Below are 17,690 nucleotides of genomic sequence, written 5' to 3'. Positions count from 1 at the left end.
CACTTTTTTTGTTTTTATCAACTTATTTAACAATAATGTAAGCGTTAACGTTATAATGGAAACAAAAGTGAGTTTGAAACAGTTCGTCTATAGGAGGGGAATAGATGAAATGGAAAAGGACAAGTATGCTACTTATACTATTATTGCTTTTTGGAAGCAGCGCCTCAGCGCAAGATCATAAAGATATACGTGATGAGGTGATATACTCATTGATGATTAACCGTTTTTATAACGGAAGTGAACAGAATGATCGAAATGTTAACTATGAACGCTCAGATGCCTATTATGGAGGCGATTTACAGGGAGTAGCACAAAAGTTAGACTATATTCAAGAGATGGGATTTACCGCTGTTTTATTGACTCCTTTTATGGAAAATGATGAGACAGGCTATCATGGATATGCGGTGACCGACCATTATAAAATAGACGATCATTTTGGAACGTTAAAAGACTTACGAAATCTTGTGAAGAAAGCACATGAGCGCAATATAAAAATTATGGTCGAATTTCCTTTGACAATCAGTAACAATCATACCTGGATAGCAGATAAAGGAAAACAAACATGGATAAGTAATGAATCCGGTACGGATAACGAAGTAATTAAAGCATTGCCTCACCTTAACTTAAAAGAAAGCGCCGTGCAGAAATACCTTATTAAAAATGCTGCCTGGTGGAGCAAACAAACAGATATTGACGGATATTACGTTAAAGATATCGATCAAGCTCCTTCTGCATTTATTTCATCTTTTTCTCAGACGTTAAAAAGCATGGATCCTTCCTTTCTATTAATAGGAGAAATAAACGGGCATTCATTAAAAAAAAGTGAGCAGGCTGATTCATTAGGAATGGATTTGCTTGTAGATAGAACGCTAGCCGAAGCCACTGCTGCTACGTTTAGCGGTACTAATCGTCCGCAGAAAATGTTGTATGACAAGTGGGAAAAAGGAAGTAATTTGCCTTTAGCCAATTTTTTAGATGATGTTCATAGCACACGTTTTACAGCAAAAGCATTAAAGAGTGAAAACCATCCTGGAGCCCGAACAAAGCAAGGGCTTTCCTACCTTTATACTTCGCCGAGTGTACCGATCGTTTTTTATGGAACAGAAATTGCGCTGAATGGGGGAAAGGGAGCAGAAAATTATGGCATGATGAATTTTTTAGCTAATCCCGATATTATAGATCATTTAAAAAAACTGGCTGAACTTAGAGCGAAATCGCCTTCTCTTCGAAAAGGAAGCTTTACCATTGTGTCTGAGCAAAAAGGTGTGGCCGTATACAAGAGAAGGTATAAGGACGAAACGACGTTTGTGGTGATTAATAATACAAAGGAAACGTCAGCCATTAATGTCCCGCTTAAAAAAGTTGGAAAAGAAAATGAACTAAGAGGGTTAATAATGGAAGGAATTATACGACCAGTTGACGATGTATACAACATTTCATTGGAGCCTGAGACGACAAATGTATATAAAGTAGTGAAAAAGTCAGGGCTCAATATAGGATATATCGCAGCGGTTGCCGCTGTTTATACGGGATTTGGCATCTTTTTGTACAAAGCATCGTCAAAAAGAAGAAAAGAAAAGAAAATTTCTCAATCTCATAAAAAGGACAGCGCGTCGTAGTTGTCAAACTATATTGGATAAGTAGTAATGAAGAAAACATAATTAAGAGGTGGAATTATGGGTGTAACAATAAAAGATGTGGCAAATTTAGCAAATGTAGCCCCTTCGACGGTATCTCGCGTCATTGCAGACAGCTCAAGAATTAGTGAAAAAACAAAACAGCGCGTGCGATCGGCTATGAAAGAACTTGGTTATCACCCAAATATTATTGCGCGAAGTCTAGCAAATCAAACGACAGAGGCAGTCGGCCTAGTGATGCCGAGCTCAGCAGACAAGGTGTTTCAAAATCCATTCTTCCCAGAAGTGCTAAGAGGAATCAGCACCGGAGCTCACGAAAACAAAAGAGCGATTTATATGTCAACTGGAGAAACGGAAGAAGAGATTTTTGCAGAAGTTGTTCAAATGGTACAGGGAAGACGAGTGGATGGATTAATTTTGCTGTACTCCAAAGTTGATGATCAAGTGCTTTCTTATTTGCAAGAACAGAGCGTTCCGTTTGTAGTTATTGGAAAGCCGTTTAAGCATAGTGAAAGCATCACGTTTGTTGATAACGACAATTTTAAAGCTGGAAAAGAAGCGACGGAATATTTAATTGAATCTGGTCATGAGCGTATTGCTTTTATTGGTGGAAGTCTTGAATTAGTCGTTACCATTGACCGTTTAACAGGCTATGATAAAGCGATTCAAAAAGCAAACATTCCTTACCGGGATGAGTATGTGATTCATGAAGAATTTCTACAGAAGGGAGGAAAAGAAGCTGTTTGCGAACTTTTATCTCTAAAAGAACGTCCAACGGCTCTAGTAGTAGCAGATGACTTAATGGCATTAGGTGTTTTAAATACATTGGATGAAATGGGAATTTCGGTTCCTGAAGACATCTCTATTGTCAGTTTTAATAATGTCTTAATCGCTGAAATGGCTAGACCAGCTCTTACATCAATTGATATTAATATTTTTGAACTTGGTTATCAGGCTGTAAGCTGCTTGATTAAGCAGATTGAAACGCCATATGCTGTTGCAGAACAAGTGCGCGTTCCTCACAAAATGATTAAAAGACAGTCCTGCAAAACCATTCAAATGACGAAAAGATAACGTAATACACAAATAGAAAGAGGCTGAGACAAAAGTAGTGTAGTTGAAGGAAGATCCGAACGAGTTTGATTCTTGATGGAGAATCAAACTCGTTCGGATTTTTTCGTTTTTAGATTGAATTGATTTAGGTATGTCTCAACATCCTCTTTACGCAAAAAAAATTGGCATTTTAAGCGCCAAAAAAATATACATATGCCAATTATTTTTTCTTTTATCAAAAAGAAAGAATGATATAAGTAGTGAAAGCCTTGATGATAAAGAGGCTGTAAAGTTTTATTAAAAGTTGGCACGCTACTTGCATAACTATAAAGTAAACAAAGATTTGCATACTAGGAGGCATATATCATGGTAGTTTCTTATTCTCATGAACCATTTACAAATTTTAAGGACGAAAACAATAAACAGGCATTTCATGAAGCATTAACATATGTGAATACACAGCTTGGCAAGACGTATCCACTTGTAATCAACGGTGAAAAAGTGGAGACCGAAGAGAAAATTACGTCTGTTAACCCAGCAAACATAAAAGAAGTAATTGGATATGTATCTACAGTAAATAAAGATCTAGCAGAGCAAGCAATGCAGTCAGCTCTAAAAGCTTTTGAAACGTGGAAAAAGTGGAAAGTAGAACACCGAGCAGATATTCTTTTCCGCGCAGCGGCCATCATTCGTCGAAGAAAGCATGAATTTTCTAGTTATCTTGTAAAAGAAGCAGGAAAGCCTTGGAACGAAGCAGATGCTGATACAGCAGAAGCAATTGATTTTTTAGAGTACTATGCACGTCAAGTCCTGACGTTAAAAGACGGTTCTCCAGTACAGAGTCGAGACGGTGAGTATAATCAGTACAATTATATTCCGCTTGGCGTAGGTATTATTATTTCACCATTTAACTTCCCGTTAGCTATTATGGCTGGAACGGCAGTAGCAGCTATTGTCACCGGAAATACGATTTTATTAAAACCAGCTGATGCCACTCCTGTAGTAGCAGCGAAATTTGTAGAAGTAATGGAAGAAGCAGGATTACCAAAAGGCGTATTAAACTTTATTCCTGGTGCTACACCTGAAATTGGTGACTACTTAGTGGAACATCCAAAAACACGCTTTGTTTCATTTACCGGCTCGCGTGCAGTGGGTTGCCGCATTTACGAAAGAGCAGCAAAAGTACAGCCGGGGCAAAAATGGCTAAAACGTGTTATAGCTGAAATGGGCGGAAAAGACACGGTGGTTGTAGACAAAGATGCTGATCTTGATTTAGCAGCTTCTTCAATCGTATATTCTGCATTTGGTTTTGCAGGGCAAAAGTGCTCCGCAGGTTCTCGTGCTGTTGTGCATCAAGATGTATATGATGAAGTGCTTGAAAAAGCAGTTGCGCTAACAAAAACATTAACTGTTGGCAACCCGGAAGAAGTTTCGACTTATATGGGACCTGTTATTCACGAGGCTTCGTACAATAAAGTATTATCGTATATTGAAATTGGAAAAGAAGAAGGGCGTCTCGTTGCGGGAGGAGAAGCAGACAATTCAACTGGATACTTTATTCAGCCAACTATTTTTGCGGATGTAGATGAAAAAGCTCGTCTCATGCAAGAAGAAATTTTTGGTCCGGTAGTAGCATTCTCTAAAGCGCGAGATTTTGATCATATGATGGAGATTGCAAACAATACAGAATATGCATTAACAGGCGCTTTATTATCAAATAACCGCGAGCATATTGAACGCGCCCGTGAAGAGTTCCATGTTGGAAACCTGTATTTTAACAGAGGATGTACAGGAGCGATTGTAGGGTACCAGCCTTTTGGCGGATTTAATATGTCAGGAACGGATTCAAAAGCAGGGGGACCGGATTATCTAGTTCTTCACATGCAAGCAAAAACAACATCTGAAACATTTTAATTGGAAAATAAGGAGGAATAAATATGACAACTGAAACACAAAAAACGGTGAAAATTATTGAGCAAACAGAAAAGTTTGGGGCACATAACTATCATCCGCTGCCGATTGTAATTGAAAAAGCAGAAGGCGTATGGGTACACGATCCAGAAAATAATAAATATATGGATATGCTAAGCGCGTATTCCGCTGTTAACCAAGGACATCGTCATCCGAAAATTATTGAAGCATTAAAACGTCAAGCTGATAAAGTAACGTTAACGTCACGAGCGTTTCATAATGATCAGCTTGGTCCATGGTATGAAAAGATTTGTAAATTAACAAATAAAAATATGGCTCTGCCAATGAATACGGGAGCAGAAGCGGTTGAAACAGCCATTAAAGCTGCACGCCGCTGGGCTTACGATGTGAAAGGTGTTGCTGAAAATCAAGCACAAATCATCGCATGTGTGGGCAACTTCCACGGTCGTACAATGACAGCTGTTTCATTATCATCCGAAGCAGAATATCAACGTGGTTTTGGACCGATGCTTCCAGGGCTTCAAACGATTCCTTACGGTGATTTAGAAGCGTTAAAAGCCGCTATTACACCAAATACGGCCGCATTTTTAATTGAGCCAATTCAAGGCGAAGCAGGTATCGTTTTACCTCCAGAAGGCTTCTTAAAAGCTGCAGCTGACTTATGTAAAGAACATAATGTGTTATTTATTGCGGACGAAATCCAAGTCGGCTTAGCGCGTACAGGCAAAATGTTTGCTTGTGATTGGGAAGGTGTAGAACCAGATATGCTGATTTTAGGTAAAGCGCTTGGAGGAGGAGTTTTCCCTATCTCTTGCGTAGTTGCTAACGAAGACATTTTAAGTGTCTTTAACCCTGGTTCTCATGGTTCAACGTTTGGCGGAAACCCGCTTGCTTGTGCCGTATCATTAGCTGCTTTGGAAGTAATTGAAGACGAGGAACTTCCAGCGCGTTCATTAGAATTAGGTTCTTATTTCAAACAGAAGCTCCAAAGCTTAAGCAATCCAGTTGTGAAAGAAGTGCGCGGCCGCGGTCTATTCATCGGGGTAGAATTACACGAAGAGGCTCGTCCTTATTGTGAAAAATTAAAAGACCAAGGTTTGCTTTGTAAAGAAACGCACAGTACGGTTATTCGTTTTGCTCCGCCGTTAACGATTTCAAAAGAAGAGTTAGACTGGGCAATTGAACGAATTGAAAAAGTATTTGCTGAGTAATCGGTTTAAAATAAATAAAAGTAGTACGATATGTATATATCGTACTACTTTTATTCATATGCAGCTAAATGAAGTTTTTATTTGATAGGCAGGAGGAATAGAAGTGTATACCCAACTCTCACGGCTAAGCATTGAAGAGCAAGTTGAATGTTTAACACAAGCGTTAGTGAAAATCAAAAGTATCAATGGGACAAGCGGCGAAGTAAAGATTGCTGATTTTATTAAAAATACGCTTCAAAGTTTTCCTTATTTCAAAGACAATCCGCTTCACGTCTGGGAACAGAAAATTAATGGCGATACGCTAGGCAGAAAAAATGTATTTGCTTTTATTCAAGGCAGCCAAAAAAATGCTCAAACAATTATTTATCACGCTCACTTAGATACGGTTGGCATTGAAGATTTTGGTTCATTAAAAGATATAGCGTTAGATCCAGAAGCGCTTCAGCGCTATTTCTCTATGCATAACATTAATGAAGATGTACAGCGAGATGCTCAATCAGGTGAATGGATGTTCGGAAGAGGAAGCGTTGATATGCAAAGTGGAATTGCTGTACACTTAGCCAATGTGCTGCATTTTACTAAGCATCGAGATCAATTAGAAGGAAACGTGCTTTTTATGGTTAATCCTGATGAGGAAAGCCAGCATGCTGGAATTATTTCTGCTGTTTCTGAGCTGAACCGTTTGAAAAAAGAAAAAAATCTTTCGTATACAGCAGCGATTAATACCGACTTTATTACACCTCTTTACGATGGAGATTCCACGCGCTATATTTATACAGGAGCCGCTGGGAAGCTGCTTCCATGTTTTTATATTTACGGAAGGGAAGTGCATGTAGGAGATACGCTTGCTGGCATAGATCCTAATTTGATTGCATCTGAGATTACGAGAAGCATCCATAACAATATTAACCTGGCTGAAAATATTGAAGGAGAGCTGGTACTGCCGCCTTCTTGCCTGTATCAACGAGACAGCAAAGAGGCTTATAATGTGCAAACTGCTGTAAGCAGTCATTTGTATTTTAACTATTTCATCTACGAACGAACGGCAAAAGAAGTGATGAGTCAATTAATTGGATTATCAATCGAAGCATGTGAAAAAGTAGAGGAGAAACTTTCTGATTATTACGAACTTTTTGTTCAAAGAACGAATTTACCAAAGCGAAACTTGTCTTGGAAAGTGGATGTTGTGAGTTTGGAAGATTACCTGGAAGAATTAGATCAAAAAGGAATAAATACTCATGGTTGTATTGAACGAGCTTTCGAACAGTATGCGCATTTAGAACTTAGAACAAGGTGCTTTAAAGTAATCGAAGAACTTCAAAAGCTAGATCCGCATCAAAGTCCGCGTGTAATTGTCTTTTTTGCACCGCCTTACTTGCCTCATAATCACTTGAAGAAAGACGAAAGCAGAGATCAGCAGCTTCTTTATACCTTACAAGCGGCGGTGGAGAAGGTTGGAAACCAGACGGGAGAGACGTTTCAATTTAAAAAATTCTTCCCCTATCTAGCGGATGGCAGTTTTTTATCTCTTCACGAGACAGATGAGGAAATTGATGCTTTTACACGTAACTTTCCGGGGTGGGGTATTGCAGGTGCGATTCCTTTCCGTGAAATTCGAGAGTTAAATATTCCCTCCATTAATATGGGGGTATATGGAAAAGACGGCCATAAGTGGACAGAGCGAGTGTACAAGCCTTATTCGTTCGGCGTCCTTCCTAAGTTGATTCAAGAAACAACTCTTCATATATTAAAAAGTGGTCATGCTTGTACAAACACCATATAAGAAAATGAAGAATGGAGGTACCGATGAATAGACATACAGAACAAAACCAATTACAGAGAACAATGAAAAGCAGACATTTATTTATGATTGCGTTAGGAGGCGTGATTGGGACAGGACTATTTTTAGGTTCGGGTTTTACTATTAGCCAGGCAGGCCCTGGAGGAGCCATTCTTGCTTATATAATAGGCGGCTTTCTCATGTACTTAGTTATGCTTTGTTTAGGAGAGCTAGCCGTAGCCATGCCGGTTTCAGGTTCCTTTCAAGAATACGCTACAAGATTTTTAGGACCTTCTACTGGCTTTATGATTGGATGGCTATACTGGTTTAGCTGGGCAAATACGACAGGGCTTGAATTTACGTCAGCAGGAATTTTAATGCAAAGGTGGTTTCCTGATGTACCTGTATGGTCATGGTGCTTAATTTTTGGCGTCATTACGTTTTTAATTAACGCTCTTTCCGCTCGAAGCTATGCTGAAACTGAATTTTGGTTTTCGAGCATTAAAGTTACCGCTATCATTCTATTTATTTTAATTGGAGGAGCTGCTGTTTTTGGTTTTATCGACTTTAAAGGAGGAGAATCCGCACCGTTTCTTTCGCATTTTACCCAAGGCGCAGGTCTTTTTCCAAATGGGATACTGGCAGTTCTATTAACTTTAGTAACGGTTAACTTTTCGTTTCAAGGAACGGAGCTTGTCGGCATTGCAGCAGGAGAAAGTGAAAGCCCTGAGAAAACGTTGCCGAGATCCATTCGAAACGTCATTTGGAGAACGCTGTTTTTCTTTGTGTTAGCTATGTTTGTGTTAGTCTCTATTCTTCCATATAAAACAGCGGGAGTTATTGAAAGTCCGTTTGTGGCCGTATTAGATCAAATTGGAATTCCATATGCAGCGGATATCATGAACTTTGTCATTTTAACAGCTGTGTTATCCGTGGCGAACTCCGGGGTCTACGCTGCTTCTCGTATGCTTTGGTCACTGTCAAACAATAATATGGGACCAAAACCTTTGAAGAAGTTGTCTTCAAAAGGTGTTCCAATTAACGCATTAATTGTGACGATGATTATTTCAGGGTGCTCGCTGATTACAAGCGTCGTGGCTGCCGAAACCGTATATCTTTGGTTTATTTCGATTTCAGGAATGGTGACCATTATTGTTTGGATGTCCATTTGTGCCTCTCAATTTATGTTCCGCCGTCGTTTTTTAGCGGAAGGAGGAGACGTAAAGGAGCTTAAATTTAAAACGCCGCTTTATCCGTTTGTGCCTATTCTAGGTTTTTGTTTGTATGGACTTGTATTAATCAGCTTAATTTTTATCCCAGATCAACGAATTGGTCTTTACTGCGGGGTTCCTTTAATTGTTGTACTCTACGTGTATTATCACATAGGAATCAAGAAAAATATTAATCAAAAACAATCGGATTCACCGGTTTATAAAGCAAAATAAAAAAGAAGTGCACAGTGCACTTCTTTTTTATTTAGATCGGATGCTTAATCGTTTCATACGATACTGCAAGCTTTGTCTAGTCAGCCCTAGTATCTTAGCGCTTTTTGAGATGTTGTGGTTGTGTTGTTCAAGCGTTTGTTTAATACATTCTGCTTCAAACGCTAACAGCTGTTCCTTTAAAGGAAGAGAAGGGTGAAAAGCGCTTGGATAAGAGGGTGCTTCACCCCTTGTTTTATCTTCAAAATGTTCATGCTGCTTTAGCTGGAACTTTGTTCTGTATTGAAAAGGAAGGTGAGAATAGTGAATAACATCTTCATCCATCACCAAGTTCATTGCACCTTCAATAATGTGTTCTAATTCCCGTACGTTTCCTGGCCAGTCATAAGAGAGAAAAGAAGACATGACTTGGTGATCTACGGTTTTTACATTCATCTGAAACAAATCATTGTATTTTTTGATGAAAAACTTTGTTAATTCAATAATATCTTCTTTTCGTTCACGAAGAGGAGGAATAAAAAGCGTCACGACGCCAAGTCGATAATATAAGTCTTTACGTAATCGATTTTCTGCAATCGCATCGATTGGGTCTTCATTCATGTTCGCGATGACTCGAACGTTCACCGGTTTGTCTACTGTATCCCCAATTCTTCGTACGGTTTTTTCTTGCAGTACTCGAAGAAGCTTAGCCTGCAGATTTGGATTCAACGAGTTGATTTCATCTAGCAGTAATGTGCCTCCTTGCGCTTGTTCGAAAAGACCAGGATTATCCATTGCACCTGTAAAAGCTCCGCGTTTCGTACCGAACAAAAGGCTTTCAATTAAATTATCCGGTAGCGCAGCGCAGTTTTGTGAAATAAAAGGAGCGGAAGAGCGGCTGCTGCCATTATGTATGCTTTGGGCAAACAGTTCTTTCCCCGTGCCTGTTTCTCCAATAATTAAGACATAAGAAGGAGTTCTAGTGGCGCGCTTAGCGTCTTCAATAACATCGTGAACGGCTTGACTGCTTCCGATGATGCTATCAAACGTAAAGCGTGTGTTTCCTTTTTGCCTAATGTTTTGCCGGATTAGACGCTCTAGTTTCGTCACGTCTTGAGCAATTTCAACCGCTCCTTGAATGACACCGTTTTTTAAAATAGGGAAGGTATTATTAATCGTCGTGATTTCTTGTCCTTGATTGTTGAAATACGTTTGTTTGACGTTAACCGTTTCTTTTCCTTTTTGCAGCGCCTGTACAAGCGTGCTTTGCTGATTTTCTTTGAACATAAACACATCTAACAAGTTTTTATGTAAAACGTCTTGTTCATCCATCAGCTCCATCTTTGTCATCTTTTCATTGTAAATAATGGTTTTTCCTGTTTCATCGACCGCATGGATACCGGCATCGACTTTATTTAAAATGGTTTCATATATATGTTTAAGAGTGCTTAATGTATCGGTCATTCAAATACTCTCCTTTAGCGGTGTTCATATCTCTATTTAAACAAAAATAGCTGAATTCTGATAGTGTTTCCATAGAAAAATAAATGAATGACCGAAGAGAAATGTTATCCGTTTACAATGGATCCTCCATTAATGTGAAGGACTTGCCCGGACATATAAGAAGAATCAGAGCTTGCCAAATATACATAGGCCGCTCCGAGCTCAGAAGGCTGTCCTGCTCGTTTCATAGGTGTGTTAGACCCAAATGTTGCAACTTGCTGTTCGTCGAACGTAGACGGAATAAGAGGTGTCCAAATAGGTCCTGGAGCTACGCCGTTTACGCGAATGCCTTTTGTTGCGAGTGAAGCTGACAAAGAACGTGTGAAAGCCACGATAGCACCCTTGGTTGAAGAGTAATCAATTAATTGGTCATGCCCATGATAAGCTGTCACAGAAGTTGTGTTAATAATCGCGCTTCCTTGTTTTAAATGAGGCAATGCAGCTTTGGTTAAATGAAAAATTGAAAAAATATTCGTTTGAAACGTACGGGTAAGCTGTTCAGTGGTGATATCCGTAATGCTTTTTTGAGGATGCTGTTCAGCTGCATTATTGACTAAAATGTCTATTTTTCCGAAAGTCTGAATGGCCTTTGAGACGACTTCTTGACAAAAATGCTCATCTCCTATGTCACCAGCAAGCAACAAACAAGAAGCCCCCATTCGTTCAACTTGTTTTTTAGTTTCATTTGCATCATCATGTTCATTCAGATAGGTTACGACAACATTTGCGCCTTCTTTCGCGTAATGATAAGCGACAGAACGTCCAATTCCGCTGTCTCCTCCGGTGATAACGGCTACTTTATTCTGTAATTTTCCGCTTGCCTTATAGTCTGGAGCGATAGAGGTAGGGACTGGATGCATATCTTTCTCAATACCTGGCTGAGTTTGCTGATGCTGAGGAGGGAAGTTTTGTTTTTGATTTTGATTCATTAGTATACACTCCTTAATTAATATGAGTATGTAAGCGTATACTAGTATTTGTTAAGAGAGTGTATCTATGCATAGGGAAGCCTAAACGGATAAAAAAGGCTTTAAAAGAAAAAATGAATGCCGGAGGCATCCATTTTTAGCGGTAATTAATAAATTGTACGTCAATAGGTAAATCAGCGCTGCGAATAGCTGAAATAATTTGCTGCAGGTCATCACGATTTTTACCGCTTACGCGAAGCTGATCATCTTGAATTTGGCTTTTTACTTTTAAACCGGTATTTTTAATAATTGTATTTAGCTTTTTAGCGTTGTCTTTGTCGATACCTTGAATTAACTTAGCGCGCTGTCTAACCGTTCCTCCAGAAGCATTTTCAATTTTACCGTAGGAGATATTGCGTGTAGGTACGCCGCGTTTGATGAGCTTAGAAATCAGTACGTCTTTTAACTGTTCAAGCTTAAATTCATCATCAGAAATAAGAACAAGCTCTTCGTTTTCGAGCGAGATTTCGCTTTTACTGCCTTTAAAATCATAGCGAGTTTTAATTTCTTTTGTTGCCATGGTAATGCCGTTTGTTACCTCTGATAAATCAACTTGTGACACAACGTCAAATGAACTATCTTTAGCCATAATAACCTCCATATGTAAAGAGTTTGTTCTTTTATTATAAATAAAACGCAAACTGTATACAACTGATATTGAATAGAGAGCCGGTAATTGATACAATACAAGTTATGCTTTTTGTTGTAAGCTATAGAAGCAGCTTTTTTAAACAATGCATGCATTTTAGTTGATTTGAAATTTGAAATGCTGTTTGATGCAAAGTGAGAAGGTATGTGGTGAAGGAACAATCACTACTAATTTATATAAAGGATGGATAGAACGATGAATGTAGAAGCTGGGATGAAAGCGTATTTAACAGTAAACCGGGAAACGCCGATTGGTTATATGTTAGCAGAAGGTGAAGAAGAAATTTTGCTACATAAAAATGAAACAACAACAGAACTTGCTGAAGGGGAAGAAGTAGAAGTTTTTTTATACCTTGATCAGCACGACCGCTTAACGGCAACGATGCACTTACCTCTTGTTGAAGAAGGTGTCTATGAGTGGGTTGAGGTCGTAGATGTTAATCCGGGTTTAGGCGTGTTTGTAAATATCGGCATGAACAAAGATATGTTAATTGGTTCAACAGACTTACCTGCGCTAGAAGAGCTGTGGCCAGAAGTTGGAAACAAAGTTTACTGTACGATGAAGATTTCAAAGCGCGGTAAAATGTACGGGAAAATTGCTACAGACGATGTGATGAAAGCAATGGCATTAGATGCTCCACCTGAACTTTTTAATCGTGAAGTGAGCGGATATATCTACCGTGTCCTGCGCGTAGGTTCATTTATTATGACAGATGAAGGATATGTTGGATTTATTCACGAAAGCGAAAGACGTAAAGAACCGAAGCTTGGTACGCATGTAACTGGCCGCGTCATTAATGTAAAAGAAGATGGAACGCTAAACGTATCGCTTCTTCCGCGCAAACAAGAAAGCATGGATGAAGATGCACAAGTACTATACGATTACATGGAAAGCCGCGGTGGCGTTATGCCATTTTGGGATAAAAGCTATCCAGAAGATATTCGTGAGCGCTTTAATATGAGTAAAGCTGCGTTCAAACGTGCGCTTGGTAAATTGATGAAAGAAGGAAAAGTTTATCAAGAAGAAGGATGGACATATTTTAAAAAAGAAGAAAACTAAAAGGAGAAGCCGCTGAAAACTCAGCGGCTTCTTTTTATAAGTGATCAGTTTTTTTAGAAAATGAATGTTTTCCAAGCTCACGGTTATGCTTAGCTTGCAGATTCTTTTCGTGAAGCTTTGCGTTATTATCTTTTGCTTTTTTATCGTTATCGCTCGTTTTTGGCATTGTGATACACCCCTTTTTGATCGTACCTTTAGAATGCCCTGACCTCTTTAAATTATTCGATGGTTTCGTTCAAAAAGAAGACTGCAATTGTCCCTGGGCCAGAATGAGAACCTATGGCTGCACCAATAATATTAATAATAAAATGTTTGGTGCCAAAACGTTCTTGAATCATCTCTTTCAGCTGAAGAGCTGTTTCTAAATCATCTCCATGGCTAATTCCAATGGTTTGAGAAGAGAGATTTTTTCCTCGCTCTTCCATCACGTCAAGCATGCGTTTAAATACTTTTTTACGGCCGCGGATTTTTTCGATTGGAATCAATTTTCCATCTTCCACATGAAGCAGCGGCTTAATATTAAGCAGACCTCCTACAAAAGCAGAAGCTTTGCTCACGCGGCCTCCTTGAGCAAGAAAATCCAAGTCATCAACCGTAAAAATATGCTCCATATGCAGAGCGTATTGCTTTATTTTTTCTGTCATTTCTACTAGCGAGAGGTTTTGGTGTAATAATTGTGCTGCATAATAAGTAACTACTCCCTGGCCAAGAGATGCACATTTCGTATCGATTATTTCTAATTGGAAATCGGGATACTTTTCTAGGAGTTCTTCTCGAATCATCATTGCTGTTTGATATGTACCGGACAATTCCGAAGAAAAAGCTAAATAAATGCACGAATCACCTGATTTAGCTATGTTCTCAAAGACTTCATACATAGTAGTTGGAGCCGCTTGAGACGTTTTTGGCATCTTGCCTTTACGGATGGCTTCGTAGACAGAAGCTGGTTCAATCGTTTGTAGATCTAAAAATTCTTGATTATCCAAGCTTACGCGAAGCGGTAAAAAGCCAACGTTATTTTCTTGAAAAAAGGATAAAGGCAAATCGCTTGCACTATCGGTTAAAAGTTTAATTGACATAAATGTCACCTTCCTAATTGCATTTATAAAATATGAAATGAGTTTGATGTATAAACATTGAAAAGCGTTATATACGACATAGTATTAGTGTATAAGCACTTGGAGGAAAATACAATTTTTGAATAAGTTTTTTTAATTCTGCCAAATCGTACATACTATATGTACTAACTATTTTAAAGATGCTGACTTTATTCATTTTATAAATGGGTATAAGGAAGTAAGAAGTTTTAAAAAGCGGAGGTCGGTCATTTGAATATGTGGCTTGAAACAAAAAAAGCGATAGTCGTCTTAGTAGGAGCATTATTGAATGCGCTTGCGCTCAACTTGTTTTTGATACCTGCTAATGTATATTCGAGCGGCTTTACGGGAGTAGCACAGCTTGTTTCGAGTATCGTGACAGATTACACTCCTTTTACTATTTCCACTGGAGTGCTGCTGTTGTTGTTAAATATTCCTGTAACTATTTTAGGGTGGAAAAAAGTGGGGAAGTCATTTACTGTTTACAGTTTTATCAGCGTTGCTGCAACAACTTTGTTTCTTGGAATTATTCCTATTCAAGCACTTTCTAAGGACATCATCCTTAATGCAGTTTTTGGAGGCGTTATTTTAGCGGTAGGGGTAGGAATTACGTTAAAATTTGGAGCTTCAACTGGTGGGCTCGATATCATTGCCCTGATTTTGTCCCGAGTAAAAGACCGACCAATTGGCACTTATATGTTCATATTAAATGCAATTATTATCGTGCTAGCAGGTCTTTTATATGGTGCTGAGAAGTCACTTTATACGCTTGTGACGCTTTATACGACCACTCGCGTCATTGATGTTATTCATACGCGTCATGTCAAACTCACAGCAATGATCGTAACGAAAAAAGGAGTGGAGCTAAGAAAGGCGATTCATGCCAAACTCGTGCGAGGGATTACGGCGGTACCGGCTAAAGGAGGCTTCACAAACGAAGATAAAGAAATGCTAATGATTGTTTTAACTAGGTATGAATTATTTGATTTGGAACGAGTAATTAAAGAGGTGGATCCTAAGGCATTTACTAATATAGTTCAAACAACGGGAATCTTTGGTTTGTTTCGCAAAGATTAAAAAGAGTCCAGGTATTCATTACCTGGACTCTTTTTTATTAATGTGTGCCTTTTAAGTCATTAGAAAGTTCTTGAAGCTGAGCTTGTTCTTCAGGAGAAGCATTTTGCTGCGCATGAGACAGCATATCAGCTGCAATGTTTTCATCAGAAGCTGCAGACGTATGAGCCTGAGACGTTTGATGATTTTGACCAGCAGCTCCCAATGTATTCTGAAGCTGTTGAAGCTGAGCTTGTTCTTCAGGAGAAGCGCTTTGCTGTGCATGAGACAGCATATCAGCTGCCACGTTTTCACTAGACGTGTGAGCTTCACCGTGAGCGTGAGACTGACCGCCTTCTAAAGTGCTTTGAAGCTGTTCAAGCTGTGCCTTCTCTTCGGAAGAAGCATTCTGAACGATATGAGACAGCGTATCGGACGTAATGTCTGCGCTTTTCTCTTTTGAATGTGATTCTCCATCTATATCATACGCTTGATGCAATGAGTTTTGGAATTGCTTCAGCTGCTCTTGCTCCTCAGGAGAAGCGTTAGAAGCAATACTATTTAATACGCCTTCTGAAATATCAAGTTCACCGTTGCCGTGCTTTTGACGATGAAGCTGATCTTCTGAATGGCCGGATACTGCGTTTCGAATCGCATCCTTTACTTGACCAAAAAGTGAATTTTTCATAAGTTACTGTCCTCCATGAGGAGTTTGGCGCTGGTGAGTTTGAAATGCTTCTGCCTCCGCCATAGTCATATGATAAGGAATTCGTTCATCATGTTTTTGAACTGCGTCTGCACCTTGTTTCACAAAACGTTTTGATCGATTGCCTCTGCCCATCATAAATTCCTCCTCGTAATATAAATAAAACCGACACCTTAAGAAGTGTCGGTTATAGTGTGTGCTAAATAAAAAAAATGATAGCGATAAAAATTTACCTTGCTTTTCAAAAAAAGCTAAGTTATAAATTTAACGTTTTTTCCAAATAATAAGCAATACCATCATTTTCATTAGATTTTGTTACTTCACGCGCTAGCTGCTTTAATTCGCTGATACCATTTTCCATGGCGATACCGTGTCCTGCAAATTTAATCATTTCAAAATCATTGTCTTCATCTCCAAACGCAATAATTCGTTCGCGAGGAATTTGATAATGATTAGCTACGCGTTCAAGACCTACAGCTTTATTAAGTCCTTTTTTTACAATTTCAACGACATGCCAAGGTGCTCCCCAGCGTCTATGTTCTAGTACTTCTGCATGAACATCTGAAAGGTGAGAGCGTATATCTTGTACATGTTCTTCATCTGCGTGAATTAAAATAGACGTTGGATCGTGCTGCAGCGTATGACGCAAATCACCCGTTTGTAATTTAGGATCCCCTAGGCTGAGTACATCCATTAATTTTCGATCTTCAAAATGAAGATACACATCATCTTGTACTTCTGCCATGATATTGTTGATGCGATAGTCTTGCATAGCTGTCACAATGTCATGAACAGTTCGGCGATTTAAAGGTTCGTGATGCGTGCCAAAATCAGGCTGAAGGGGATGATGGACAAGCGCTCCGTTAAAGTTTACGATAGGCGTGGATAAATCTAATTCGCTGTAATACATAGCACTGGAACGATAAGGTCTTCCAGTTGCAATCATTACAATATGTCCGTCTTGTTTGGCTTTTTCTAATGCCCGTTTTGTTTTAGGTGAAATGGTTTTTTCATTCGTTAACAATGTTCCATCCAGATCTAAGGCGATTAAGTGTTGATCGTTTCTCATATAGGGCTCCTTTTAAATTGAAGTAGTTATACGATTATATTGAATTCTACTAATATTCATGCTTGTATTCCCATATTTTACACAACTTTTCCTTATGAGCAAAGCAGAACGATTGACATGCAAAAGTTGTCTTGTTACGGTGTAAGACATAGTTATTGATTGCTTACGATAAATTGTTTAAGGGTATATTTAATACGTGAAGATAATTACGGAAGTAAAAGAAAGGAGAATGAATATGGATAAACAGTTAGAAGATAAAATCATGGAATCACTAGAAGAAGTAATTGATCCAGAGCTTGGCGTTGATATCGTAAATTTAGGCTTAGTTTACGGGGTGGAAATGGAAGAAAACAACACGGTTATCGTGACGATGACGTTAACTTCTATTGGGTGCCCGCTAGCGGGTGTGATTGGCGAACAAGTGAAAAAACAATTAATTTCTCTTGAAGAAGTAGAAAATGTAGAAGTGAATATCACATTTAACCCGCCATGGGATAAAGATCGCATGACGCGCTACGCTAAAATTGCATTAGGTGTTCAATAAGAAAAAAA

The 17,690-nt window shown here is 38.8% G+C and carries 17 protein-coding genes; 9 read left to right on the top strand and 8 right to left on the bottom strand.

From position 1 onward, the window contains the following. Positions 1-104: 104 nt before the first annotated feature. The 6 genes from AC1VNJ_RS11620 to AC1VNJ_RS11595 all read left to right on the top strand — a co-directional run bounded on the left by AC1VNJ_RS11620 (position 105) and on the right by AC1VNJ_RS11595 (position 9,058). The gene (locus AC1VNJ_RS11620; protein ID WP_328172647.1) at positions 105-1,619 is read left to right on the top strand and encodes an alpha-amylase family glycosyl hydrolase; all 1,515 of its coding nucleotides are present in this window, start codon (positions 105-107) and stop codon (positions 1,617-1,619) included. Positions 1,620-1,676: 57 nt separating this feature from the next. Further along, positions 1,677-2,711 carry a LacI family DNA-binding transcriptional regulator gene (locus AC1VNJ_RS11615; RefSeq protein WP_028412401.1) on the top strand — a complete coding sequence of 345 codons (1,035 nt, stop codon included), beginning with the start codon at positions 1,677-1,679 and terminating at the stop codon, positions 2,709-2,711. Between the two features lie 345 nt (positions 2,712-3,056). Beyond that, positions 3,057-4,604, top strand: coding sequence for an L-glutamate gamma-semialdehyde dehydrogenase (gene pruA / locus AC1VNJ_RS11610; protein ID WP_482640820.1), 1,548 nt, complete (start codon positions 3,057-3,059; stop codon positions 4,602-4,604). Between the two features lie 23 nt (positions 4,605-4,627). Continuing rightward, positions 4,628-5,833 (top strand): ornithine--oxo-acid transaminase, encoded by a 1,206-nt coding sequence (locus AC1VNJ_RS11605; RefSeq protein ID WP_028412399.1) that lies wholly within the window; start codon positions 4,628-4,630, stop codon positions 5,831-5,833. 103 nt (positions 5,834-5,936) lie between these two features. Beyond that, positions 5,937-7,616, top strand: coding sequence for a M20/M25/M40 family metallo-hydrolase (locus tag AC1VNJ_RS11600; protein WP_028412398.1), 1,680 nt, complete (start codon positions 5,937-5,939; stop codon positions 7,614-7,616). A gap of 23 nt (positions 7,617-7,639) precedes the next feature. Beyond that, positions 7,640-9,058, top strand: a complete 1,419-nt coding sequence (locus AC1VNJ_RS11595) for an amino acid permease (RefSeq protein ID WP_028412397.1) — start codon at positions 7,640-7,642, stop codon at positions 9,056-9,058. Positions 9,059-9,085: 27 nt separating this feature from the next. On the opposite strand, the gene AC1VNJ_RS11590 is transcribed toward AC1VNJ_RS11595, so the two are convergent. The 3 genes from AC1VNJ_RS11590 to AC1VNJ_RS11580 all read right to left on the bottom strand — a co-directional run bounded on the left by AC1VNJ_RS11590 (position 9,086) and on the right by AC1VNJ_RS11580 (position 12,094). Next, entirely contained in the window at positions 9,086-10,498 is a 1,413-nt protein-coding gene (locus AC1VNJ_RS11590; protein ID WP_028412396.1) for a sigma-54 interaction domain-containing protein, read from the bottom strand. 104 nt (positions 10,499-10,602) lie between these two features. Then, positions 10,603-11,466, bottom strand: coding sequence for an SDR family oxidoreductase (locus tag AC1VNJ_RS11585; RefSeq protein ID WP_028412395.1), 864 nt, complete (start codon positions 11,464-11,466; stop codon positions 10,603-10,605). 136 nt (positions 11,467-11,602) lie between these two features. Continuing rightward, on the bottom strand, positions 11,603-12,094 hold the full coding sequence (locus AC1VNJ_RS11580) for a YajQ family cyclic di-GMP-binding protein (protein ID WP_014461618.1): 492 nt from the start codon (positions 12,092-12,094) through the stop codon (positions 11,603-11,605). A 255-nt stretch (positions 12,095-12,349) separates the two neighbouring features. Between AC1VNJ_RS11580 and AC1VNJ_RS11575 the strand changes: the two genes are divergently transcribed. Then, entirely contained in the window at positions 12,350-13,213 is an 864-nt protein-coding gene (locus AC1VNJ_RS11575) for a CvfB family protein (RefSeq protein ID WP_243495394.1), read from the top strand. 34 nt (positions 13,214-13,247) lie between these two features. On the opposite strand, the gene AC1VNJ_RS11570 is transcribed toward AC1VNJ_RS11575, so the two are convergent. Together AC1VNJ_RS11570 and AC1VNJ_RS11565 are read right to left on the bottom strand one after the other, a co-directional pair. Next, a complete protein-coding gene (locus AC1VNJ_RS11570; RefSeq protein WP_013055378.1) occupies positions 13,248-13,379 on the bottom strand; it encodes a DUF3941 domain-containing protein in 132 nt (43 codons plus the stop codon). 52 nt (positions 13,380-13,431) lie between these two features. Then, the gene (locus tag AC1VNJ_RS11565; RefSeq protein ID WP_028412393.1) at positions 13,432-14,292 is read right to left on the bottom strand and encodes a DegV family protein; all 861 of its coding nucleotides are present in this window, start codon (positions 14,290-14,292) and stop codon (positions 13,432-13,434) included. 255 nt (positions 14,293-14,547) lie between these two features. Here AC1VNJ_RS11565 and AC1VNJ_RS11560 point away from each other — a divergent pair, with 255 nt between their 5' ends. Further along, on the top strand, positions 14,548-15,387 hold the full coding sequence (locus AC1VNJ_RS11560) for a YitT family protein (RefSeq protein ID WP_025749916.1): 840 nt from the start codon (positions 14,548-14,550) through the stop codon (positions 15,385-15,387). A 37-nt stretch (positions 15,388-15,424) separates the two neighbouring features. Here the strand turns inward: AC1VNJ_RS11560 and AC1VNJ_RS11555 are convergent, their stop codons facing one another. The 3 genes from AC1VNJ_RS11555 to AC1VNJ_RS11545 all read right to left on the bottom strand — a co-directional run bounded on the left by AC1VNJ_RS11555 (position 15,425) and on the right by AC1VNJ_RS11545 (position 17,138). Then, a complete protein-coding gene (locus AC1VNJ_RS11555) occupies positions 15,425-16,051 on the bottom strand; it encodes a DUF3813 family protein (protein ID WP_482640819.1) in 627 nt (208 codons plus the stop codon). A gap of 3 nt (positions 16,052-16,054) precedes the next feature. Beyond that, positions 16,055-16,204, bottom strand: a complete 150-nt coding sequence (locus AC1VNJ_RS11550) for a hypothetical protein (RefSeq protein WP_243495397.1) — start codon at positions 16,202-16,204, stop codon at positions 16,055-16,057. Positions 16,205-16,325: 121 nt separating this feature from the next. Further along, positions 16,326-17,138, bottom strand: coding sequence for a Cof-type HAD-IIB family hydrolase (locus tag AC1VNJ_RS11545; protein WP_251439328.1), 813 nt, complete (start codon positions 17,136-17,138; stop codon positions 16,326-16,328). 235 nt (positions 17,139-17,373) lie between these two features. On the opposite strand from AC1VNJ_RS11545, the gene AC1VNJ_RS11540 reads away from it, so the two are divergent. Further along, positions 17,374-17,682 (top strand): metal-sulfur cluster assembly factor, encoded by a 309-nt coding sequence (locus AC1VNJ_RS11540; protein ID WP_013055384.1) that lies wholly within the window; start codon positions 17,374-17,376, stop codon positions 17,680-17,682. Positions 17,683-17,690 lie beyond the last annotated feature (8 nt).

The sequence above is a fragment of the Priestia sp. 3CA3 genome (assembly GCF_056836725.1).
The sequence above is the reverse complement of the archived record's forward strand: the minus strand, read 5'-3'. Positions and strand labels throughout refer to the sequence as shown.